This window comes from Paenibacillus sp. J22P143, from assembly GCF_059692035.1.
The window spans coordinates 60,668-84,934 of sequence record NZ_JCAUAQ010000011.1 but is presented as its reverse complement, the minus strand read 5'-3'; the positions used below and the strand labels follow the sequence as shown (position 1 = coordinate 84,934).

Annotated in this window: 14 protein-coding genes; all 14 read right to left on the bottom strand. The window is 43.7% G+C overall.

The window, feature by feature from the left end; translation table 11 throughout:
* Nucleotides 1-70: 70 nt before the first annotated feature.
* The 14 genes from AC58PQ_RS16845 to AC58PQ_RS16780 all read right to left on the bottom strand — a co-directional run bounded on the left by AC58PQ_RS16845 (nt 71) and on the right by AC58PQ_RS16780 (nt 24,179).
* On the bottom strand, nt 71-796 hold the full coding sequence (locus AC58PQ_RS16845) for a response regulator (protein ID WP_056611570.1): 726 nt from the start codon (nt 794-796) through the stop codon (nt 71-73).
* Entirely contained in the window at nt 774-1,961 is a 1,188-nt protein-coding gene (locus AC58PQ_RS16840) for a sensor histidine kinase (protein WP_497243413.1), read from the bottom strand. The genes AC58PQ_RS16845 and AC58PQ_RS16840 overlap by 23 nt, the downstream gene beginning before the upstream one ends.
* 97 nt (nt 1,962-2,058) lie before the next feature.
* The gene (locus AC58PQ_RS16835; protein ID WP_497243411.1) at nt 2,059-4,662 is read right to left on the bottom strand and encodes a stalk domain-containing protein; all 2,604 of its coding nucleotides are present in this window, start codon (nt 4,660-4,662) and stop codon (nt 2,059-2,061) included.
* Between the two features lie 213 nt (nt 4,663-4,875).
* Entirely contained in the window at nt 4,876-5,130 is a 255-nt protein-coding gene (locus tag AC58PQ_RS16830; RefSeq protein WP_497243409.1) for a hypothetical protein, read from the bottom strand.
* A gap of 192 nt (nt 5,131-5,322) precedes the next feature.
* On the bottom strand, nt 5,323-6,537 hold the full coding sequence (gene metK / locus AC58PQ_RS16825) for a methionine adenosyltransferase (protein WP_497243407.1): 1,215 nt from the start codon (nt 6,535-6,537) through the stop codon (nt 5,323-5,325).
* 294 nt (nt 6,538-6,831) lie between these two features.
* On the bottom strand, nt 6,832-7,098 hold the full coding sequence (locus tag AC58PQ_RS16820; RefSeq protein ID WP_497243405.1) for an alpha/beta-type small acid-soluble spore protein: 267 nt from the start codon (nt 7,096-7,098) through the stop codon (nt 6,832-6,834).
* 151 nt (nt 7,099-7,249) lie between these two features.
* Nucleotides 7,250-7,780 (bottom strand): hypothetical protein, encoded by a 531-nt coding sequence (locus AC58PQ_RS16815; RefSeq protein WP_497243403.1) that lies wholly within the window; start codon nt 7,778-7,780, stop codon nt 7,250-7,252.
* A 148-nt stretch (nt 7,781-7,928) separates the two neighbouring features.
* On the bottom strand, nt 7,929-10,895 hold the full coding sequence (locus AC58PQ_RS16810) for an S-layer homology domain-containing protein (protein ID WP_497243401.1): 2,967 nt from the start codon (nt 10,893-10,895) through the stop codon (nt 7,929-7,931).
* Between the two features lie 396 nt (nt 10,896-11,291).
* Nucleotides 11,292-14,183: an S-layer homology domain-containing protein gene (locus AC58PQ_RS16805; RefSeq protein ID WP_497243399.1), complete on the bottom strand. Its 2,892-nt coding sequence runs from the start codon at nt 14,181-14,183 to the stop codon at nt 11,292-11,294.
* Between the two features lie 358 nt (nt 14,184-14,541).
* Nucleotides 14,542-18,504, bottom strand: a complete 3,963-nt coding sequence (locus tag AC58PQ_RS16800; RefSeq protein WP_497243397.1) for an S-layer homology domain-containing protein — start codon at nt 18,502-18,504, stop codon at nt 14,542-14,544.
* A gap of 159 nt (nt 18,505-18,663) precedes the next feature.
* Nucleotides 18,664-19,773: a glycosyltransferase family 4 protein gene (locus AC58PQ_RS16795; protein ID WP_497243395.1), complete on the bottom strand. Its 1,110-nt coding sequence runs from the start codon at nt 19,771-19,773 to the stop codon at nt 18,664-18,666.
* Nucleotides 19,774-19,905: 132 nt separating this feature from the next.
* Nucleotides 19,906-20,697 (bottom strand): WecB/TagA/CpsF family glycosyltransferase, encoded by a 792-nt coding sequence (locus AC58PQ_RS16790; protein WP_497243393.1) that lies wholly within the window; start codon nt 20,695-20,697, stop codon nt 19,906-19,908.
* A 345-nt stretch (nt 20,698-21,042) separates the two neighbouring features.
* Entirely contained in the window at nt 21,043-22,155 is a 1,113-nt protein-coding gene (csaB, locus tag AC58PQ_RS16785) for a polysaccharide pyruvyl transferase CsaB (RefSeq protein ID WP_497243391.1), read from the bottom strand.
* Entirely contained in the window at nt 22,128-24,179 is a 2,052-nt protein-coding gene (locus tag AC58PQ_RS16780; protein ID WP_497243389.1) for a DUF5693 family protein, read from the bottom strand. The genes csaB and AC58PQ_RS16780 overlap by 28 nt, the downstream gene beginning before the upstream one ends.
* Nucleotides 24,180-24,267 lie beyond the last annotated feature (88 nt).

Sequence of the window (24,267 nt, the reverse complement as noted above, 5' to 3'; positions counted from 1 at the left end):
TCCCTTACCTGCAGTGTATGCGGCAGAGCAAAGGGGGGTTCCTAGTGGCACAGAATGGGAGTAGCGTGAATTACAGCGTTACCCAACCATTTTTGATTGCAATAATTACCGCTTGTGTACGGTCATCGACTTCCATTTTTTGAAGAATACTACTTACATGGTTTTTAACCGTTTTCTCACTGATATACAGGAATTCGCCAATCAGCTTATTGCTTTTGCCCTCCGCCATAAGACGTAGCACTTCTGCTTCCCTTTTGGTCAATGGGCTGTTCGCATTATGTATGTATTTCAGACCGGAATCCTTAACGCCTGTGCCTGTTCCAACCACACCAACGTCGTCCAGATATGTCATACGTCTTAATTGATTAATAAGTTTACCCGTCACTTTAGGGTGAATGTAGGCATGTCCTGCAACAACAGAACGAATCGCATTAATCAGCGACTCTGCTTCCATATCCTTCAGCAGGTAGCCTGAAGCCCCTTTACGAAGCGTCTCAAACACATAGCTTTCATCATCATGAATAGAGAGAATGATAACTTTAATATCCGGGAAGATCAGTTTCAATCGTTCTGTTGCAATTACACCATTCTCAAGGGGCATATTAATGTCCATGAGCACAATATCCGGCGTAATTTGATTACACAGTTCAATGACTTGAATGCCATCGCCGCACTCACCGATAACTTCCATATCATCTTCCATATTAATAATTCGTTTAACACCTTCACGAAAAAGCTGATGATCGTCTGCAATGACGATATGCACATTGCGTTTATGACTCGCCGTGTTGTCCATTCTGATTTTCCTCCTTGTTCTCTCCAACGCCGCCGATAGGGATAAGCATCGTAATTTTCGTTCCTGAATCTTTCTCGGACTCCAGAACCATAGTACCCTCTAGCAGCTCCACACGCTCTCGCATTCCCAGTAAACCAAAGTTATTCCCCTTGGCTATTCTTAGTTCTGTCAGAGGCACATTAAAGCCAATTCCGTTATCTACAACGTAGATTTGTACTTGATCTGGTTCTAATGTGAGTTCAACAGATACGAAGGTGGCTCTGGCATGCTTGTATACATTCGATAAAGCTTCCTGCACCAATCGGAAAACCGCAATTTCTAGCCCGGAAGGTATGCGAGTTTCTTTCCCAACCAAGTTAAATTGTGTGTGAACTCGATATTTGTCTTCGAAATCCTGCACATATTTCCGTAAAGTAGGTACAATCCCCAGATCATCGAGCGCCATTGGCCGAAGGTTGAAGATAATTTTGCGAACCTCTTCAAGGCCATTTCTGACTTGTCCCTTCAAATCGACTAACTCATCCTTCACAGCCGAAATATCTTCCTTCACAAGCATGCGTTGGGCAATTTCAGTCCGAAGCACGACGTTCGCCAAGGTTTGAGCCATGCCATCATGAATTTCACGTGCGATTCGTTTGCGTTCTTCCTCCTGGGCCAAAATGATTTTCAACCCCAGCAGTTGTCGATTCTTAGCAGACTCGAGTATTCGTGTTAATTGATTGAGATCCCCTGATAAGTATTCCAATGCAACATTCATCTGAGAGACTATGGTCTCAGCGCGTTCTACCTGCTTGTCCACATTTTTCATGCGAACCTGCAGGTCATTGCGACGGATCTTGAGATTATTCTCTTTTTCCCGCGCAACGGTTAGCTGTAATTGAAAAGCGATAGCGGCTTCATAAGCAATCTTGATATCTTCTTCACGATACTTGTTGAAATCACGACTAACCTCAGTGAGTCGGATCCGCGACCTCTTGTATTCTTTCTCTAACATATCCACGAGATCAATCGTGACACCCGTCTCATGCTTAATGTCATTCAGCTCCCGAGCAAGTGATTCTTTCTCAAAGCGTGATGACTGAGCAATCTCAAACAATTGATACTTGCTGCTCTCCATGACGTTAATGGCGTTGGTAATGACCTGGTCTATAGCGTCTGGTTGCACATGAAACGAGCTCCTTTAATAAAACCTTATAGTAGTAAGTTGTCTACCCCATATTGTAGCATAGTTCTTCCCGTTTGCCGTGTACTTCTAGTACTATTTATTCAATAGAAATTCCGTAATTCTGGGGATCCCAGCCTACTTTAAAGCCTAATTTCTCAGAAACGAGCCGTAATGGGACCATAGTCACATTATTCATGATCGTTGGTGATACCTCTGCTGTGACTCGCACCCCATTTACAAGCAGATCCGTTTGATCAATCCACAAGTCAATAAGCTTATCACCACGCATGACAGTTACCTTACGTTCTTTGTCATCCCACTTCACCGTTCCACCCAATGCCTCTGTGACGAAACGAATCGGAACCAAGGTATTATCCTTCACGATCGTCGGTGCTTGCTCCAAAGTCATCGGTTTACTGTTTAAGCTTGCTTGCTTATTATTTACGGTAAGTTTTATTGCATTTTTCGGTAATGCTGGCAGTTGTCCTTTATAAATAAATGAAATATCGTCAATATTAATTTTCCCTTTAGCGGCTCTTTCATCCTGTCCGTTCGCTGGATTTGCGACATAAATGCTTTTCACGATAAGGGGAGCCTTCAGACCAGACACATCCGCTGTAACCTTCCGCCAGCCTGTCCAGTTCATATTTTCTGTAAAACTCACTAAATTCGACTTGCCATTCGCATCGACAACTTCTGCGCGAACCCAATTGAAACTGCCATCCCCTAGGACTTTAGCGGTAATAAATTCAGGTTCACCCTCTATTGGCGCACCATTCCCATTATTAAACTTCGCATAAGCTGCTTTGGTACCCAGTCCTTTTGAGAAGTCATAGGCGATCTCCAAGTTCTTATTTCCATTGTTTTGTGCAATATTGACTGTAGAAACAACTTCAGCCGGAAATTTATCCCCTGTTGTCATGACAGCAAATTTATCTAAGTCATACCATACTTTCTCCTGCCCTACGGGTAGTGTGACCATTGTACTATACCCATCGTATCGTGCAATGACCTGAGCCGTTTGCGCCCCTGCCGTACTATCTACGTGCAGCACGCCGCCCGTAATCGTCCCCTTAACCCCACTAAGCTCCCATGCAGCAGATGCCGCGGGTAATTCTCGCGTTGCTCCACTTCGTGTTGTAACGGTAATTGGAAGCTTGAAATCGCCGCCCTCTGATAATGAGAAAGCCCCCGAGCTAAAAGTCATCGACGTAATCTGATCACGCCCGACAACTTCGACATCCATACTTGCAGATCCTTTACCTGATTGAGCGACAATCTGCGTTTTCCCAGGCATAATCGGTGTATAAACATTATCTTTGAACGAGCCATTGGCCATCGTGCTGCTCCATTGTGGAACAATGCCTGTTGTTGCAATCGGATTATAATAATCATCATAAGCTTTAAATTGATAAGTGCTGGATTCATTCATGAATAATAAGGATTGTCCTTTTAAAATAAGACCTTTCAACTCACCCTTCGGCGCTGTCGAATACACGCCCAATCCATTTACAACGGCACGTTGATTGCCATTCTGCGTTTTGTTCCACAGCTTCGGATCCACATCTCCTAGCGGCCTAGACACCATCTGTGTCGATCCACCGCCATCGAGTACCATTCCCCTCCAGACACCCGCATCAATCATGAATTGCTGCAATTCAGGGAGCGTCATTCCAGTACTATCGCCGCTTCGATCAGATGTTATGATATAGGCCTTCTTCAAATCCTGGGAGTAACCAACTGCTGTCCGTGAAAGTGGACTATATCCTTGAAAATCATTAATATTCCGCGTAAAATAGCTCGGCTTCGCCTCATCTACCAGCAACGTGCTGCCGCCAATGAGCATTTTGAAGTTTTTCCAATCATAAGTCTTGGACGCATCGTGTGGAATCATGTCATATTTCGTCGTGATTTTATCCCCAACCTTGAGATGCTTGACAATAAACTCTCTAGCCAAACCGGAGCCTCTTAGGATATATCCATCCGCAGGAGCCATCATTTTCACATTCGTATCGATCTGAATCTCCTTGACGATATCATTCTGGATGAGTGCCTCAGTTGGTACGTGTGTGCCATCTACAGCACGCTGCGTCATCGCCCAAGCACTTGTATAAAGGAAGAGGCCATCCGCAATCATCGGTACGTCATTATCGTCCCAGTAGAACGTTTTGTTCACGCCGCCAAGCTCGAATGAAGTGCCATCTTTCGCCGTAACCTTACCCTGAAAATCGAAAATATCAATAATCGGCTGATTCGTTTTCGTAATGGCAAAAGAGTATAAACCCGAAATCTTCGCAGGCGTCGCCATCACCTGACCATTGGTAATCTGTGCACCTTCCGGCACCCCTTCAGCTTGTGTGTTATAGAAGTCACCATTTACCCCTGCCACAGCACCCGTATCCTTCACCATGCCAAGCACGCTCTGGTTCTTCGTGAACTGGTTCTTCGTCCCCGCCATTGCGTCTATCTTCACGTTCGGGTTGGTCAGATCAACCTCGATCACATTGGCATTCACCGATACTTCTTTATTGCTCCTTGTTGTAGTCCATACGTAATTCTTCATAATTGCACCCGATGTTATCGTCTCCTGCGAGCTCAGCGTCAACTTCGTGCCCGCCGCGTTCACTGTTGTACCTGACACCAACTGCCACATCATGGCGCAAGCTAGCGCAGCTACTCCTACTTGCCTCTGTACCTTCATGTTGTTGTTCCACTCCTCTTTTATATCTAATTCTAGTATCTATTATTTAATCGATAATTATATAGACTCTTAAACTATGGAAAAAGTTACGATATTCTCCATGTTGTATTCATATGCCGTAGAGACACACAAATAAGAACCCAAACCAAAAGAGAGCATAACCCTACCTGGGTCTGCTCTCTGCTTGAGATGCGTGGGATCTATAACATACAATTAAATTATTTGCTTTAATTTTGCTTCTTGTTCAATTGAACGCGCTGAGAGCAGCTCAATGATTCGATGTTGTTGTTCTTGAACAACTTCCAACCGCTTCACGATCTCATTGGTTTCTAGCACGGCTTGTTTGATTTGTGATTGTTCGAACTCGAGCCTATCCAATCGAGAGTCTATACCATCTAATCTTTCAATAACTGGTGATAATTCTGCTCTAATTATACTGGTAAGTGATTCCTTCAAATCGTTATCCAAAATATCGCTCTCCCTTCGTATACTTCCGCAGAACTTATCATGTTCTTATCATAACATAATTCCCTATGAATTAGCATCAGATGACATATACATATACTACCATAATTGTTAGCAAAAGAAAACGACTATATTTACTTTAGTTAACGAATATACAAAGAAAAAGCCGCCCACAAAGGACGGCATCTCTATATCTTAATGCTTAAGCTCTAGAGCTTGTGCTTTCAAAGTTTCCGCTTTATCTGTACGCTCCCAAGGAACATCTAGATCGTTACGGCCGAAGTGGCCATAAGCCGCTGTTTGACGGTAGATCGGTCGACGAAGATCAAGCTCTCTAATGATACCAGCTGGGCGAAGGTCAAAGTTTGTGTGAATTAGCTCAACAAGCTTCTCTTCACTCACTTTAGCCGTTCCAAATGTATCAATAGCAATGGACACTGGACGTGCAACCCCAATCGCATAAGCCAATTGAACTTCACATTTCTCAGCAAGACCAGCTGCTACAATGTTCTTCGCAACATAACGCGCCGCGTAGGCACCGGAACGGTCAACTTTTGTCGGATCCTTACCGGAGAATGCGCCGCCGCCATGACGAGCATAGCCACCGTACGTATCAACGATAATTTTACGACCCGTCAAACCAGCATCGCCTTGAGGTCCGCCGATAACAAAACGGCCTGTTGGGTTAATGAAATAGTTCGTGTTCTCATCCAATAAATGCGCTGGAACGATCGGGTTAATAACGTGTTCTTTAATGTCACTTTGGATTTGCTCCAAAGTTGTATTCTCATCGTGCTGTGTGGATACAACGATCGCATCTACACGAACTGGCTTATCGTCGATATACTCAACTGTAACTTGTGTTTTACCATCTGGACGCAGGTATGGAAGAGTTCCATTCTTACGTACTTCTGTCAAACGACGAGCCAATTGGTGAGAAATCGAGATTGGAAGAGGCATAAGCTCAGGCGTTTCATTAACTGCGAATCCAAACATCAAGCCTTGGTCACCAGCACCAATTGCTTCGATTTCTTCATCGGACATGGAACCTTCTCTTGCTTCAAGGGCTCTATTAACACCTTGTGCAATGTCAGGAGATTGTTCATTCAAAGAAACAAGAACCGCACAAGTTTGGGAGTCAAAACCGTACTTCGCACGTGTGTAACCAATTTCCTTGATGGTTTTTCTTGCGATGGCTTGAATATCCACGTATTCAGAACTTGAAGTAATCTCACCGATTACCAATACTAAACCAGTTGCTACAGAGACCTCACATGCTACACGAGCATTCGGATCATTAGCAAGAAATGCATCCAATACCGCGTCAGAAATTTGGTCACAAATTTTATCTGGATGACCTTCTGTTACGGATTCGGATGTAAATAAACGACGTCCACGTACTTGCGCCATATCATTCATCCCCCTACTTAATCATTAGTATGTTTGAAAAGCTTTTACACGATGCCACTTTATGATAAAAAAATCGGGCCCGGCTTTAGCGGCAGCTTTTCACGCCAAACGGAATCCCTCTTTTGCGCTCATGCGCTGTAAGGATTAATGAATTCCGCAAATAAAATGAACCTTTTCCGATAGGAAAAGGTTAAATGAAAGATTGACCTTCAATTAGTTATCTTACTTCATTTGTCGTCTAGTGTCAATTCATCAAAGCATTCTTTTATAAAGGATATAAATGCGGAAATTCAATTAAAGACTGAACAGTGTTTCCTCCGCGCGCTGGATTAAACGCGCTGTGATCCGTCCGCCTACGGCCCCCGCGTCTCTCGACGTAATATGTCCCCAATAATCCTCTTTCATCGATGAAGCTTGGATAGAACCTAACTCCGTCGCGAACTCCGTGTCAGCATTCAGCGACATCTGTTTCCCTACTGGCAGGCCCAATTCTGCAGCAATTTCATACTTGAGAATATCCAATGCCTTCTTCGATTCTGGAACCACTTTACTTCTAGCCATAACCAAACGCCTCCTCAGAGTTTAAGTTGTGATCATGCACTCGATAAGCAGCTACCTCTCTGCTGGGTACAATGATTAGTATGGCTAGAATCATTAAGGCAACACGCATAAGAAGTTGTCAGATTGGGTAAAATTATGGAGTAGACATTTATTATGGCGAGACCTTACTACCGTCTGCATTCAAAATCAAATATCCACCACGCACCATGACATAAATGGATGTGTCATTCTTCGGCGAAGGCTTAATTCCTCGGCCCTCCGCTGGGAAAATCAAAAGATGATTTTGCGCCACTTCCGTACCCGCTGCCAAATCTTTGCCTCCCGTTACATCCGGGATGCCGTTCTCATCGTTGCTCACCGCAAGCACACGGCCGGTTCGCACGATAAATTCAGCGCCAGCTCCGGCGTACAAAGTTTGTCCACTAAGCAATTGGACAACCTTCATACTCACCGCTGGCGTAGGTGTAATACTCGTGCCTCCGTTGCTTCCAGCAGCAGCTGCGATTGCGGAGGCCACGATCTCCTTCACCTTGGCTTCGCTTAAGGTGTTTTGCTCGAAGTAGCTTTGCGTGATTACTGGGTCGGTTGTGCCTGGTGATGGGGCTTCGGCTTGGGAAGTCGAGATGAAAGTACTTAATAGAAATGTTAGTAAGATTGCTGTTAGGAATAGTCTGATTTTCATGAATTCTCTCCTTTTTATATATCTTTGATCTTTATAGTAAACCAATCAACTTTTAATTACCATTTTTAATAGAATCAAGCAACTCACTAGGTTCAGAATAAAAAAGAAGCCGAGACGGATGTCTCGACTTCTCTCATAGTTGTGTTAATTACTTAACAATAACTTTGAAGGTAATAACTTTGGAACCAATGATTGCAGTTACGTTGAAAGTGTCTCCAGTTGCAACGTGAGCTTGATCCTTAACAGTGTCAGCAACAGTAAGGTTGGAAACGATAATGTTATCTAGAGCAAAGTCTTCAGTGATCTCTACACCATATTGGTCTACAGATTTAACAATGCCTTCTACTACTGCTTCCAACTCACCGATAGTGTTAACATCAGCTGCAAGAGCAGAGATAACGCCATCAGATTCTTTCTTAGCTTCACCAGCAGTAGCTGCGAAAGTATCTTTCAAAGACAATGTTTCAATTGAAGGGGTTGCTTTGGATACTTTAACAGTTACAGGGATAGTTTGAGTAGTTGCACCTTTCACAACAACAGTTACAATAGCGTCAGCAGATGTGTCTGTGCCACTGAAAGTAAAGCCAGTTGCAGTTACTTTACCAGCAGCTGCTTGATCCGAACCACGAGTGTATCCTACAGCTCCATTACTGCTGATTACATCGTAGTTAGCTTGTGCGTTAGGAACAGTTACTTTGGAACCGTCAGCTAGAACACCTGTTACAACTAGCTCTTTACCGTATGTTCCAATAGCGCCGCCATTGTAAACAGTGCCGCCTACAGTTGCTTCGTAAGATGCGATGTCAGCATTCTCAACAACATTTTGTGAGTAAGTGAACGAGCTATTAGCGACTGGAGCGAATGCTGCAGTATCCGTTGCTTTTTCAAGTTTCAATGTGATTGTGGAGGACCCTTTAGCTGCACCAGTCAGTACTACTGACTGCGTATCATTTACATATACGTTAGTAGATACGCTAACATTGCTTGCGGAACCAGTTTCAACAACTACACGATACTCAGGAGCAGCGCTAGCAACTGAAAGGCCATCACCCCAGTTAGGAGTCATGTCGCGACCGTATTGGTCTTTAACTACTACTTTTGCTTTATCAATTGCTACAGTACCCGTTTTCAGAACTGATGTGCTGAAGTCTTTAGTAGCTGAAATTACAGTTGGAACTTTAGCATCTACCACGTTAACTGTTAATTGGTGTACTTTGTTAGTCTTAGTAACAACGGTGATGATTACAGTACCCTTAGCAGCGCCGCGAAGCTTCATGTTCGTTTTGTTAGCTACTACGTCTTTCTCGAATACAACTGTACCACTTGTTGGGTTTACAGAAGTAAAGGAACCAAGTGTCGGATGTGCAACTTCTTTGTTAAATTGATCAAGTGCAGTGAATGGAATTACTGTGTCCTCAGCTGCTACAGCCAAAGCAGGAACTGTCATTGTGAAGTTATCAACTTTAACGGAATCCTTAACTACTACGTCGAAACTGGATTTAGCACCAGTGGACTTGGAGATAAGAGTCACATTAGAAGTACCAGCTGTCAAACCGCCTGACAATAATAGTACTGCTTTGTTAGCACCATCAATAGTAAGGTTGTTGAAAGTTGCAGCGTTGTTCGTGTATCCATTCACTGAAACTACTGCAGTGTTGGAAACCGTAACGAGCAAGTCAGATGCAAGAACACCTGTGTCAGTTAGACTATTACCATATTGATCTTTAGCTTCAAGTACTAGGCTATACTCGCCAACATTAGTATTACCAGCTTGAAGATCTGTTTTTGTAGTAGTGCTTTGATATTGAGATTTGATTTCAATTGCAGAAACATTTGCTACAGCTCCGACGCTTACAGATGCACTCGCAAATGTACCGTTAGTGTGAATCAAGGACACTGCGATTGGATCGGTAATCTTGAAATCAGTTGTACCGTTGTCGATTGTGATAGTACCACCAGATACAGCATTACCACCAACAATTGTTCCTGCGCTAGTAGTAGCAGTTAGGGACGTGGAACTAGTGATCTCTTCATTGTATTGGTTAAATACTTTGTAACCAACTTTAACTTGAGTTAGATCGTCGCGAACCAATACCGCCTTGTCAGAATTAAAGGTGATTTTAGTAACTTTCTCAGCTTCTACTTTAGCAGTGCCAGTCAGTTCTGCGCCTAGGCCAGTTACGGTTACAGTGTAATCAGCTGCAGCTAAAGCGAAAGGAAATTCAATAACTGCAGTTTTCTTGTCTTCGGAGAATGTAACTGATTTAGTATTAACAGCGTTAGTACCGTTCTTAACTGCGATAACAGCTTTGCTTGAATCAACTGCTTTGTTGAAAGTAACTGTGATTTTCTTAGCGCCAGTTGCTTTAACGTCCGCAGTTACAGTTTGAGTAGCTTGAATCGCTTGATCAGCAGCGTATGAACCAACAACAAGATCAGCACGAGTAGCAAGTTTAGCGCCGTCAGTACCTAGGTCGATACCTGCTGCTTTAACAACTGCTAGGTAACCATCGTACCAAGGTGTAGTTACAGGAACAGTAGCACCTTTACCAAAGCCTTTAACAAGCAATGTTGCTAGTTGACCAATTGTTACGTTATCTTTTGGAGCGAAAGTAGTGTCAGTCATACCATCGATGATGCCAGCTTTTTTAGCTGCTTCGATGAAAGGAATTGACCAAGCGATGGAAGCATCAGTACCGTCAACATCTTTGAAAGAAGAAGTTGTTTCAGTACCAACCGTAAGACCAAAGATTTTAGCAACAAGTTTAGCTGCTTCTGCACGAGTCATGTTACCAGTGATATCAAAAGTTGTATCTGTTTTACCATCCATGTAACCTTTTGCAAGCAAAGCGTTGATTGCAACTATTTGTGCTGGTGTTGCACTTGCCAAATCTGTGAAGTCTGCTGCAGTTTTAACTGTTGCTGCTGTTGTTGCTGCTGTTGGAGCAACTGGTGTTGTGTCAGCCATTGCCACCGATGCAAACAATGAGAACGCTAGAGTAGCGGATGCTAGTACTTTTAAACTTTTTTTCATAACCTTTTTTTCTCCTCCTTGAATATCGTGAGTTTTATTTTTTAAGTTAGGCATTTCTTTATTTGAGCTCAATTCACTCATCTTATTGTTCACCCCCTCTCCAGAGTTAGAGCATAATATAACTAAGGTTCGCTTGTGGTCTTGGTAGCCACATTTGAAACTAGTAAACTTTGAATGAAAATACTTCAGCTAGACCAATTTACATTATACATTGCTCATGAATAACCGTAAAGATTTATTTTTGAGCAAACCATTAACAAATCTTGCTTGGGATACTCTCAAAGTATTAAACGCAACATATCAATAAAAGTTGCGATTACTCGAATAATTATTTGCTGTATATCTTTTCGCTCTCTTTGCTATACTCTCAGTATACAATTGAGTGTAATATAATTCATTGCTAAGTATTTTCCATTGCCACTTGTGCAAAAAAAGAAGCCGAGAGGGATATCTCGACTTCTCTTTTTGTTACGTCAATTACTTAACGATAACTTTGAAGGATATAACTTTGGATCCAATAATTGCAGTTACGTTGAAGGAATCTCCAGTTGCAACATGAGCAAGATCTTTTGTAGTGTTAGCAACAGTTAGATTGGACACAATAATGTTAGCTTGTGCAAAGTCTTCGCTGACCTCTACACCATATTGGTCAACTGACTTAACGATACCTTCTACTGCTGTTTCCATTTTAGCCATAGTATTAACATCATTAGCAAGTGCCGAGATCACACCGTCAGATTCTTTCTTAACTTCACCATTAATTGCTGCGAAAGTATCTTTCAAAGACAGTGTTTGAATTGAAGGATCAGCTTTAGATACTTTAACTGTCACAGGGATGCTTTGAGTTGTTGCACCTTTCACAACTACAGTTACAACGGAGTCAGCAGAAGTGTCAGTACCACTGAATGTAAATCCAGTTGCAGTTACTTTACCAGCAACCGCTTCATCTGTGCCACGAGTGTAAACTACAGCTGTATCGCTGCTGATTACATCGTAGTTAGCTTGTGCGTTAGGAACAGTTACTTTGGAACCGTCAGCTAGAACACCTGTTACAACTAGCTCTTTACCGTATGTTCCAATAGCGCCGCCATTGTAAACAGTGCCGCCTACAGTTGCTTCGTAAGATGCGATGTCAGCATTCTCAACAACATTTTGTGAGTAAGCGAACGAGCTATTAGCGACTGGAGCGAATGCTGCTGTATCCGTTGCTTTTTCAAGTTTCAGTGTGATTGTGGAGGACCCTTTAGCTGCACCAGTTAGTACTACTGACTGTGTATCATCTACATATACGTTAGTAGATAAGCCAACATTGCTTTCGGAACCCGTTTCAACAACTACACGATACTCAGGAGCAGCGTTAGCAGCTACTGTGCCATCACCCCAGTTAGGAGTCATGTCGCGACCGTATTGGTCTTTAACTACTACGTTTGCTTTAGCAATTGCTACAGTACCAGTTTTCAGAACTGATGTGCTGAAGTCTTTTGTAGCTGAAATTACAGTAGGAACTTTTGCATCTACCACGTTAACAGTCAATTGTTGTACTTTATTGGTTTCAGTAACGACGGTGATGATTACAGTGCCTTTAGCTGGGTTGTGTAGTTTCATATTCGTTTTGTTAGCTACTACATCTTTCTCGAATACGATTGATCCGCTTGTAGTGTTTACAGATGTGAAGGAACCAGTTGTCGGATGTGCAACTTCTTTGTTAAATTGATCAAGCGCAGTGAATGGAATTACTGTGTCCTCACCTGCAACAGCCAATGCAGGAACTGTCATTGTGAAGTTGTCAACTTTAACGGAATCCTTAACTACTACGTCGAAACTGGATTTAGCACCAGTGGACTTGGAGATAAGAGTCACATTAGAAGTACCAGCTGTCAAACCGCCTGACAATAAAAGTACTGCTTTGTTAGCACCATCAATAGTAAGGTTGCTGAAAGTTGCAGCGTTGTTCGTGTATCCATTCACTGAAACTACTGCAGTGTTAGAAACCGTAACGAGCAAGTCAGATGCAAGAACACCTGTGTCAGTTAGACTATTACCATATTGATCTTTAGCTTCAAGTACTAGGCTGTACTCGCCAACATTAGTATTACCAGCTTGAAGATCTGATTTTGTAGTATTGTTTTGATATTGGGATTTAATTTCAATTGTAGAAACATTTGCTACAGCGCCAACATTTACAGTTGCACTCGCAAATGTACCGTTAGTGTGAATCAAGGACACTGCGATTGGATCGTTAGTCTTGAACTCAGTTGTACCGTTGTCGATTGTGATAGTACCACCAGATACAGCATTGCCACCAACAATTGTTCCTGCGCTAGTAGTAGCAGTTAGGGACGTGGAACTAGTGATCTCTTCATTGTATTGGTTAAATACTTTGTAACCAACTTTAACTTGAGTTAGATCGCCGCGAACCAATACCGCCTTGTCAGAATTGTAGTTGATTTTAGTAACCTTCTCAGCTTCTACTTTAGCTGTACCAGTCAGATCTTTGCCTAAGCCAGTTACGGTTACAGTATAATCAGCTGCAGCTAAAGCGAAAGGAAATTCAACAATTGCAGTTTTCTTATCGTCAGAGAAAGTAACAGACTTGGTGTTAACAGTATTAGTACCATTTGCAATTGAGATAATAGCTTTATTTGTATCAACAGCTTTGTTAAAACTTACAGTGATTTTCTTAGCGCCAGTTGCTTTAACATCTGCAAGAGTTACAGCTTGAGCCGATTGAACCGCTACATCAGCAGCATAAGAACCACTTACTAGATCAGCACGAGTTGCCGCTACGGAACCGTCAGTTCCAAGGTCAACACCGTTTGCTTTTGCTACATCCATGTACCCTTGGTACCAAGGAGTTGTCACTTTAACATCAGCTACTTTACCAAGACCTTTAACGAACATTGTAGCCAATTGACCGAGTGTTACGTTAGCTTTTGGTGCAAATGTTGTATCAGTCATACCATCAATGATTCCAGCTTTTTTAGCTGCTTCGATGAAAGGAACTGACCAAGCGATGGAAGCGTCAGTACCGTCAACATCTGCGAAAGAAGAAGTTGTTTCAGTCCCGACTGTCAATCCAAGTACTTTAGCAACAAGCTTAGCTGCTTCTGCACGCGTCATGTTACCTGTGATGTCAAAAGTTGTATCTGTTTTACCTTCCATGTAACCTTTAGCAAGCAAAGCATCTACTTTAGTTGCCATTGCTGTATCTAATCCAGCAAGATCTGTGAAGTCTTTAGAAGTTTTCACAGCCGCGGTAGTTGTCGCGGAAGTTGTTACAGGAGTTACAGTTGTATCAGCCATTGCTACCGATGCGAACATGGAGAATGCTAGAGTTGCCGTTGCTAGTACTTTAAGGGTTTTTTTCATAATTTGTGTTTCCTCCTAATATATTAAAGTTTTTGTGTTATAAAAACTTATCGCCAACTGTGCAATATTTGAATCACTGTCTAGGTTCAACTTACTTGATACATTTCCGTGTAGCCTGTCGTCTATCACCTCGGCTACAAACTTAGTATACAATACTCTATACTAAGTTTCCTTGCTAAGTATTTTCCAGACGTGTTTCTCTTGACCTACAAATAGAATCTTACAGATCAATTGTAAAGAAACTATGATTGGTAGCTTAATTTGAACTAAAAGTTCACTGAAGGTTTCCTGAAAGGAAGCGAAGCTGCAAGCGCACAAAAGCCCATCTCCGAAGAGATGGGCTTACTTTAATGCTGCCTTAGTTAAGGTTCGTCGGGAATACTTCGGAGTACTTCTGCAGCAATCTCACTGCGATTTGACCCGCTTCTGCGCGCGTTAAGTTGGCAGTTGCATCAAATCGTACGGTTTGCTTCTTCTCGCCAACTACATGCTCATTAGGCTTGCCTAACATGACGCCTGCTTTACTCACTGCATCGATCGCAGGAATCGCATAATAGGAAAATTGGGAAGAGTCCGTATACAGCTTGGACAAGCTTGTCGCAAGCTTAGCATCATTAATGGCAAGCTTGAACTCTAGCGCGCGCGCTATCATCGTAGCGGCTTGCTCACGAGTTAGTTTCAGATCGGCTCCGAAGAATCGATTATCAAGGCCTGCGATAATACCTGTTCGCGCCGCGGTCTCAATGTGAGCATAATCCCATGTCAACGAACGTGCGCCAGGACCAATTTCAAAGAATGTTTGGTTGTTGTCATAGTTCAGTGGAATGTTTAATGATTTTACAAGCATGGATGCGAACTCTCCACGTGTTGTTAAATCATCTGTACCAAACGTGTCGAAACGCAAGTTAGGCATTAAACCTTTCGAGAAAAGTGCCTCAAGCACATTTCGTGCCCACGGATGATTCGTTACATCAGGGAATCCATACTTTAATTTCGTAACCATATAGTAACCGAAATCATCGAAAGGAACTGTGATCGTATTGTTTTTGGCATCTACTTCCCCGCCGAGATTAATCCATTCTCCTTTGTCGTTAAAGAAGAATACGGTAATGGTTGTACCTACTGCTTCAATAACACTTTTGTCATACGTCAATTTAAGTGTGCCTCTGTTAGTAGGAACGACTTTGCGGGTAGCTGGGAACAAAGTAAATGTTCCTTCCGTTGAATACGGAGCAAGCCCGTCTGTTGCTGGTTTATAGTTAGCTGATCCAACAACTCCTTCTTCTCCAACACCGCCCGAAATCCAGTAGACAGGAGATACGCGGCTAAAGTTTCTTCTGTTAATTTCGGATACATATCGTTGTACTAAAATGTCAGGAATTCGGATGACAGATTGCCCTAATGGTGCTCTAGCATCGGTCCGAGCATCAATATCTCGGTTGATAATATTCCCGTAATCGTTCCTTCTCTCAACAACACCATCTGTCGGGTCTGCAATCCCAAACAACACATTCGTTTTATCATAGAATTGTGTTACACCATTAGCAGGATTAGCAGACTTTAGAATCGTCCCTTTAGGGAAGGAGAGCTCTAAGTTTTTATCGAAAATGGTGTGCTTCGTTTTGATTTGTTCCATGAACTCAGAATCTTTCTGAATGGCACTCGCGTAGAACACCGTAACGGTTTTTTTGAGTGAGCCACCAGGACGCGTAATAACTAAATTAAGTACAGTTTCTTTATCAGGTTTTAAACCAACAAAATCATAAATGAAACGATCACTCATATCCGGTCTTTGCGTCGCATTAACTCCATTAATAGCTACAGTTATTGCACCCTCGGCTTCTACGTCAAAGTGGACAAAGTTTTTATTTACAATAATCCGGTCTCCAACGGAAGCCACAGGAGAGAGAATACGGAATGGTTCCAATACGCGTTCTATTTCTAAGCGTTGGTGAACTTTAGCGCCCGTAATGTTCGTTAACTCTAAGGTGTACACGTGGCTACCCGGAGCGTCAAATATCAAATTATTCAACCGTACCACGAGATTAGTCTTGGTTCCACTCAAATCATAGGCAGGCGTTGTACCTGATGCTTGTTTACTAACAAGAGTAGGTAAACCGTTCGTGACATCTGGGATGCTTCCTGGATCTAGGGTTAGAATAACATCCGTTCCTCTTTTCACTACGATGCTATTGACGCCCCCTACCTTAAAGGATAAATCATAATTTTTTCTACTCGTGACATATTTATCTTTTACAAATTGCATATCTGGACTAGTAAAGAAAATTTGTGATAAAAGCGCATCCGACATCGGCATGGATTGGAAGCCAACACGACCGCCTATTGGAAGGGCAGATGGTTGGAATCGTTCGATGACAGGTACATTCTTGTCTACAACATAAATACGAATCTCTTTCGATATGTTACTTACACTTGTTCCGTTGGTATAGGTTCCAGTAAAGACGAGTCTATTTTCCCCGACAGAAAGTGAAGGTTCAACAGGAGGGCTCGCCAAGAGGTTTACGGGTCTAGGGTCACCTATTTTGAGATGTAGATTCTTTAATGTATTGTCTGTATTAAGTGCAAATGTAGTATTCGTGATTAATTGACCATTAAGAAATAGCTCATGATTTGTTAAATCGTCATAGCCAACATATGCACCAGTAATAGGCAAATCAACACCTGTTGGATAGGAGATCCGGGAATCAATCTCTATCGTTTGCCCATCAACTAAGTTGTCTATTGAGATGAAGTTTTTGGAAACATACGACACTGATGCCCTATAATCTGAAACTGCACCTGCAAATTGAAGGGATACGGACTGGCTACCGCTAGGAAACCCTTTCACCTTATAGACCTTCTTATTGGGAGCTACAGTAATAGGTGTAGTGCTAGCATCCGTGATGTAGTTACCTACATATTCAATCGAAAGCGGCGCAATGCCAATAGGAAGCAGTTTTCCTGTAAGCTCGGAAGTGTCCTGGTCTGGCATATTACCTATTTCAATATCTCGATTGGTTTCTACTAAGATGTAGAATTCCGGCTTCTGAATCTCACTGTGATCTAAAGGTTCCTTGCTATAAGTCGAATTAATATTAACTAAATCATCCGGTGCAGTAGGAACAGCTCTGCTATCCGTGATCATGTAAACATTATTGATTACAACATCTCTCGGATAATATTTAAATGAATTAGTAGCGACACCTCTGAACTTATCGTAATAAACATCTAAAGAGACTGTTTGTATTTGGGCATAACCAGAAGGACCTGGTTGAAAATCAAAAGCATTAGTTGTGAAGTCAACAATTTTGTAAGCTGGTGTTACACCGTCACTCCCAGGAACAACCAATATTTGATTAGTCGCTAAAGCATCTATCCCAATATTCGTACCATTGATTTGAACAGATGCATTAGTTACGAAGTCTCGTGCGCTATATGGAACAATCATTTCTACATTAAGGCTTGCTTGTTCTGGCACACCGTTGTCCGCCGTCAAAATTGGAACTTTATTTAATATAGAGCTGCTCCAATCATTATCATGTATAACTTCAATTTTGTTAAAAGGATTCTCATCATCAAAATAATAAATCGTTCTAGTCACTTTCAATTCGTTAGCTGGATTCGTAATAATGATATTTAATGTATTCGTCCCGGGATTTAATCTAATCGCTGGGGCAAAGAATGTACCATCATCTAGAATAGACGCCTGATATCCATTTACGGATACATTGGTTGCATTCAGGGCTTTACCTTCAAGAATGATTTGCTCTGTGTCCACAACCATACTAGTACCTTGGTTTAGGTTAGCTGAAGGGTTGGAGCCAGAGGTCACTTTTAAATTACTGAGGTAAGGGACTTCATCGTACATAATGTAAAAAGTATCTGTCTTATTCACCCCACCCTGTATACCAGTGAAAGTAACACGGTTATAACCTGGATACAAAGGTAGTGCTGTTGCAGAGAATCTGTTGGAAGAGCTTGCTGTAACACCTTTCGTCGTCGTACGATTGGTATCTGTTTTCCAAGCTCCCTGGGTGAATAGTAGCTGCTCAATCTTCACAGTCATTGTATCTTTGGATACGAATTGATAGGAGCCATTAATCGTAAGTTCTTTGTTGGTCGTAACAAATACATTCCCTCGTGCTAATGCTGTGTTTTTAGTTAAATCTGTTTCATTTTCATTTACATTTGACGTTCGGGAAATATTTGTATCATCCGGAATAAAAAACGTCGCAGCTGCTTGAACTGGACTGGCGAATGGTATTAGCGAAATTAATAACGCCGCAATCATTGTCCATGCTAAAAATCGCATTTTAAACATGCTTGTACCTCTCCTTTTCCTAAGCTGTCGTAGCTGTAGTTAGTTTTATAACCTTATATCGGCAAATAAGGCCCTATAGTTTAGTGAAACCCCGCGGAAATTTCAGCAAAAAAAAGATCTCCATCGATTAGATGGAGATCTCTCTCATTACAAAGTCATTTATTTACCCATGCGATCGCTTTGAACTTGCTTGCCTACAATTCTTTGCAGGAAGTTGATCACAGGTTTGCGGCTCTTGCTAATGATACCAATTGCCTCTGCGCCAACGAGCATTACTAAGAACAGAGCAACAATGATCATGATAAGTCCCCAAGTGGAATCTTGGGAAATAAATACCGAGCAGACTACCGCGCTACCGCCGAAGATAGCAGCAATTCCATAGATGATCAGGACGCTTGTACGATGGCTGAAGCCCATTTGCAATAAGCAGTGATGCAAGTGGCTTTTGTCCGGTGCCGAGATCGGCAGTTTATTCACATAACGGCGAAGCATTGCGAAGAAAGTATCAGATAATGGCACACCTAGAATCATTATCGGAATCAATAGTGAAACGACCGCCGCTTGTTTAAAGCCGAGAATCGAAAGCGTTGCAAGGGCGAAGCCCAGGAACAAGGCGCCGGAGTCGCCCATGAAGATTTTGGCCGGATGGAAGTTAAAGAACATAAAGCCTGAGATACTTCCTAGTAAAATCACACATAGCAGGATAACTGTAACATTACCCATCATAAGGGCAAGAACGAGAATGGTTGTTGTTGCGATACCCGATACACCTGCTGACAAGCCATCAAGGCCGTCAATCAAGTTAATCGCATTGGATACGCCGACAATCCACAATATAGTAATCGGGATACTCAACCAGCCAATCGGAAGGTTGGTTTCCCCGAAAGGAATGTTTACCAGGTCAATCTTAAGACCAAAGGATACTACGATACAGGCAGCGATAAGCTGGCCTAACAGCTTCCATTTGGGAGATAATTGAAAGCGATCATCTAGGGCTCCTGTGACAACAATCACAAAGCCTCCGAGCAGAAGTCCAAAAGCAGCATCTGAGTTCACGGCATCCAGTGCTGGAGAGACGACGAAATAAGCTCCGACGAAAGCAAGGAATATGGCTAATCCCCCTAAACGCGGCATAATTCGCGTATGCACCTTCCGATGGTTCGGGGCATCAACAGCTCCAACCCAGAAGGCAAATTTTTTGACCAGGGGTGTCAGCAACAACGCCATAACGCACGCAGCAATAAACCCTATCGCATATAATCCATACATGTCTTCTTCACAGCTCCTCTTGTCATGGGTGGCAGGCTAGCCGCCGAAATGAATTATACTCCCATTCCGTCACAAATACTACTGCTAAATTCATCTGAAATGACCGTTTTCAGCCAATTTTCATAGATATTTTCATGGTTTAGTGACGTTCTCTTTGTCGCGCATGACTTTCACTGCGAATTTCGGGAGTAGAAGCATTCTTTTGTAGCGCCACGGCTCCTGAAGAAGGCGGTAGAACCACTCTAGACGTAGTTTTTGGAAAAATACCGGCGCTCTTTTTAGCTTGCCCGAAAGCACATCAAAACTTCCGCCGACGCCCATCATTACGGGAACGCCTAGTTGCTCTTTGTATTTTCCGATCCAAGGCTCTTGATTCGCCGCGGCTCTTCCTACTAGAAGCAGGTCTGGTGCAGCATCTTTGATGGCTTGAATCACTTCTGCATCCTCTATATCACCGAAATAGCCATCCCGGACTCCTACGAGGTTGACCTTCGGATATGTCGTGCGGATTTTCTCAGCGGCAGCTTGAATAACTTCATCGGAAGCACCCAGCAGATATACCTTCCAACTCTTCTTCTCCCCGACTTTCATGAGTTCGTGGATTAAATCGTAGCCTGGCACTCTCTCAGCGACAGGTTGGCCGACGTGATTAGCCGCCCAAACGACACCGGTACCATCCGGAACGATCAGCTCCGCGCGCTGCATCATACTCAAATAAGTAGGATCATCCTGTGCAGCCATCACCATAATGGGATTTGCTGTAATGACCTGATGCGGCTGTTTCAGTTCGATAACTTTCGTTAAGTAGTCGACGGTTTCTTTCATACTCATTTTGGAGATCGGTACGCCGTAGATGCGAACCTTAGGTATAGCTTGCAATGACGCCAGAGTTGCTGGCTCATTCGTTACGGATGTCGAGCTCATCATATCTCTTCCTTATTATTGACGTTGTAGGTTACGTTTTGGTTGCTAATTGGTAGATTAGAAAATATGGAAACTAATTTAAGAAGTGATTTGTTTGAAAAAACCGAGCTCAACCGAAATCATTGGACCTCGATGATGGTTTAATTCGATTTTGCCGAACTATTTGACCTATTTCAGGGTGATAGCTAGATTTGGGCATTTTAAGTGGGTGAAATTGACCTAATGCCGCTAAAGCCCTCCAACAGTTGCAAATAAGCAGGCAAAATCGAACTAAATCAGATTCTCAACGCGGAACTTCGTTTCGTATTTTCGCCGATGGATATGGTGAGTTGATACAGCAGAGAATCATTTCCTTTTGTAAAAGGAAATGATTTGCTGCGCGGGCTGCTGCGCCTGCGCCTTCAGCTCCTCGATGGCGGCGCGGCTGGACGCCGCCCACTGCTCCCGAGCATCGAGGAGGCCAAGCGCCTCCTCGGCAAACCGATGCGCATCGAACTGACTCGTCGATGCGGCGGCTTTCATACCCAGCCTATGGAGGAACTGGTCGATCTTCGGATCGTACGAAATCCCTACCATAGGCACGTACTGCGAGGCTGCATAAATCAATGAATGCAGCCTCATCCCGATCAGCAGGTCGCAGCCCGCGACCTGCGCGAGCATATCCTGCGGATGCGTGATGCCACGCACCATCTCCGCACGCCCACCGTGATCGCCCAAGCGGTCGATCACGAACTGCGACGCCACCTCATCCGAAGGGAGGTGGAAGGGCAAGAACCGCAGCTGCACATCCGTGCGTGCTGCGAGCAGCTCTTGCAAAGACCGCGCGAGAGCTTCCAGCTCCGAGCGGTCCTCGTTCCAGAAGCGGACGGACACGCCGATCGTCCGCTCCCCCCCATCAGACGCGCCACCAACCACATCCCGGAGGGGCAAGCCCATCACCGGGTCGGGCACGACCGTGATGCGCTCCCGCGGGAGGCGCATCCGCCCCAACAGGTCCGCGGACTCCGTATCGCGGACCGACACGAAGGCGCAGCGCTTGAACACGCTGCGGATCCAGCCATAGAACATCGGACGGCTCACCGGCCCGATGCCTTGCGAATAAATAAATGTCGGCTTCCCGAGCCATTGGGCAATTTTCAATACCGCCAAGTAATACGGGATCGTCTTCGAGCTAGTGGCATCTTGTAATAAGCTGCCACCGCCGCTGATCAGACCATCAGACTCGCGCAAAGCCCGCAGGAGCGAACCCGGCTTCATCCGATGATAAGCTTTCACCCCATACATCTCCGTGGTCTTCTCTGGATTGGCCGAAAGCACGATAGGTTCAATCTGAATGCCCTGCGCCTGACCTTTCTCCTGCAAAGCGAACAAAATCGACTGCAGCACAGCCTCATCCCCGCTATTATCGAAACCGTAGTAGCCGGATAACGCTATTTTGACAATTGGGGCTGTACCCATCGTTTCCAACTCCTTGTGAGTATTTCCCAAGCTGCAATAAGAACTAATCCGATCAGAGCACCTAGAACAAGTCCGTAGAAAATACGGATCAAGGAAATGTGCAGCGGCGTATGCAGGTGAGCAAACGTATCAACTAAGGAAAGCTGACCAACGACACCGATGAACAGCAGGTACACCGCATGACGATAGCGGACTGACAAGTACGCACCCAGTAAGAAGATTGGATGAGCCACCATGAATTCTTTCGTCCGTGGACGCACGCCTAATGTATTTTCCAAGAAAGAACGGAATAACTTCTCGACAGAGGAAGCTTGTCCTTCATTCCCTGTACGAGACAAGTAGTAGAAGACAGCCGCAAGCGCTACGCCTGCAATTACGATCCACAACACACTTATATAGGAAGAAAGCAATCTTCGAATATTCGCGATCTTTTCCTTATACGTATTATTCTCACTAAAGAACAAGAGATACAGCCCAACAATGCCAATTGGAAGCAAATGCAGCATCCCAACGCCTCTAAATTGTTGTAGAACAAGTGAATATGTTACGTGATTCAGCAGTGCTATGACATAAACAATACCAATACATGAAATTAGTGATGTTCGAAGCAGCTGCCATAACCCGTAAGCTAGTCCAGATTTCCATTTCGCTGCTACGCCGGATCGCACCGATCGGATGGCCAGCATAACAGCAACACTAGGAGCACTAACGGCCGTCGCCAGAGCAAGTCCTTGCGCATACATATTAGCCGAAAGTGTATGTAGGGCAACTAAACCAAGCAATCCTAGGACGAAGAACACGATCGTCAATTCCGGCAAGAAGAAGGAAATCATCCATACAATCAGACTAAGTCCGCCTAATAGTACGAAAAAGCGAGCAATCTTCTGCCAACCTGTGGTATGTACATCGAAAGCCTCTGCTGGCCCCAACGTAAAGCCTACGTCTTGGATACGCGGGATTGCGCCATCTTTGCCCTGCAAGGCTGCATAAAAGGACGAAAGCGGATCAACAACCTTGCCTTTATCTAGGCTTTTTACCGGTTTGGCATTTAAGAACACCATGCGGATATTCCGATCCTTCACGGCCAAAACAAGTCGGTCCGACACACCTTGAATACGATCAGCAAGCTCCGTTTTCTTCAGCGGTTCTGTCAGCTTCTCACCATCTTTTTCTGTAAAAGAGTGCAGACGCACGACGTTGTAATTCGTTTGTTTGGCTAATGTGCTGAAGCCTTTTTGCGGCTCCTTCAATAACTCAATCGCTGCAAGCCCGATGCCGTTCTTATTCAGCAAATCGGCCATTTTATTCAAATTATCTTCCGTATTCTCCTCGGTATAACCAGGCACTTCATTGCCGTCCACGATAATTCGCTTCACGCCAAGATCATGGAACTGCTTCAACAGAGCATCCATCTCATTGGTGTTGAGCGGTCTACGATTCGATAACCGTACGACGATTTGGAAGCCTTGATCTTTGAGCATTTGCAGCGCGATCGGGTCCGGATCCATACCTTTAATAGAAGCGTCATCCATGCTCATCTGAATGATGAGACCATTCCGATTCTTGAAGCTCCAAGGTTTCACACCAACCTTAAGATCTGCGAATGTTTTCTGGATCAGAGGTTCAAGCTTCTGCTGAGTCTGACTATCCGCAAACAGCACATAGGTGAAATTCTCACTCGGATCACCCAGTGTTTGAGTCAGCATGGCCGCGTCACGTGAGTTATACATCTCAATGCGACGGCTCCCCTTGAGCTCGCCTAATGTGCTCTCATAAACAGCCATGGAGCTTATGCCCGCGGCTTTCATGTTCTTCAACTCTGTGTTCACAAAGTTCTGTGGATTCGTCTGCACATCAGCAATATCCAATAAATCTCGATAGTCAAAAACAAATTCGACTTGGTTCGCTGAAGTTTCAGTTTGGTGACGTGTGTAGGCAAGCGGCAAGGAGCATAGCATCCCTACAATCACGATCCACCACAACATATTTCTTAGCGGGTTATTCCAGGTTTGATACAAATTCACCAGTTCTTCCACTCCTTAGAGCATCTACTTTTGATAAACTTCCCGAGTCCCGTATACATTCGAAAACCTCTCCGCCCCCAAACGTGGG

What these genes read in the sequence shown, in the direction of transcription:
- AC58PQ_RS16835 (WP_497243411.1), bottom strand. Translation starts at nt 4,662, where the DNA reads ATGAAGGTACAGAGGCAAGTAGGAGTAGCTGCGCTAGCTTGCGCCATG.
- AC58PQ_RS16815 (WP_497243403.1), bottom strand. Translation starts at nt 7,780, where the DNA reads ATGAAAATCAGACTATTCCTAACAGCAATCTTACTAACATTTCTATTA.
- AC58PQ_RS16795 (WP_497243395.1), bottom strand. Translation starts at nt 19,773, where the DNA reads ATGTATGGATTATATGCGATAGGGTTTATTGCTGCGTGCGTTATGGCG.
- AC58PQ_RS16820 (WP_497243405.1), bottom strand. Translation starts at nt 7,098, where the DNA reads ATGGCTAGAAGTAAAGTGGTTCCAGAATCGAAGAAGGCATTGGATATT.
- AC58PQ_RS16805 (WP_497243399.1), bottom strand. Translation starts at nt 14,183, where the DNA reads ATGAAAAAAACCCTTAAAGTACTAGCAACGGCAACTCTAGCATTCTCC.
- AC58PQ_RS16845 (WP_056611570.1), bottom strand. Translation starts at nt 796, where the DNA reads ATGGACAACACGGCGAGTCATAAACGCAATGTGCATATCGTCATTGCA.
- csaB (WP_497243391.1), bottom strand. Translation starts at nt 22,155, where the DNA reads ATGGGTACAGCCCCAATTGTCAAAATAGCGTTATCCGGCTACTACGGT.
- AC58PQ_RS16800 (WP_497243397.1), bottom strand. Translation starts at nt 18,504, where the DNA reads ATGTTTAAAATGCGATTTTTAGCATGGACAATGATTGCGGCGTTATTA.
- AC58PQ_RS16790 (WP_497243393.1), bottom strand. Translation starts at nt 20,697, where the DNA reads ATGAGCTCGACATCCGTAACGAATGAGCCAGCAACTCTGGCGTCATTG.
- AC58PQ_RS16810 (WP_497243401.1), bottom strand. Translation starts at nt 10,895, where the DNA reads ATGAGTGAATTGAGCTCAAATAAAGAAATGCCTAACTTAAAAAATAAA.
- metK (WP_497243407.1), bottom strand. Translation starts at nt 6,537, where the DNA reads ATGGCGCAAGTACGTGGACGTCGTTTATTTACATCCGAATCCGTAACA.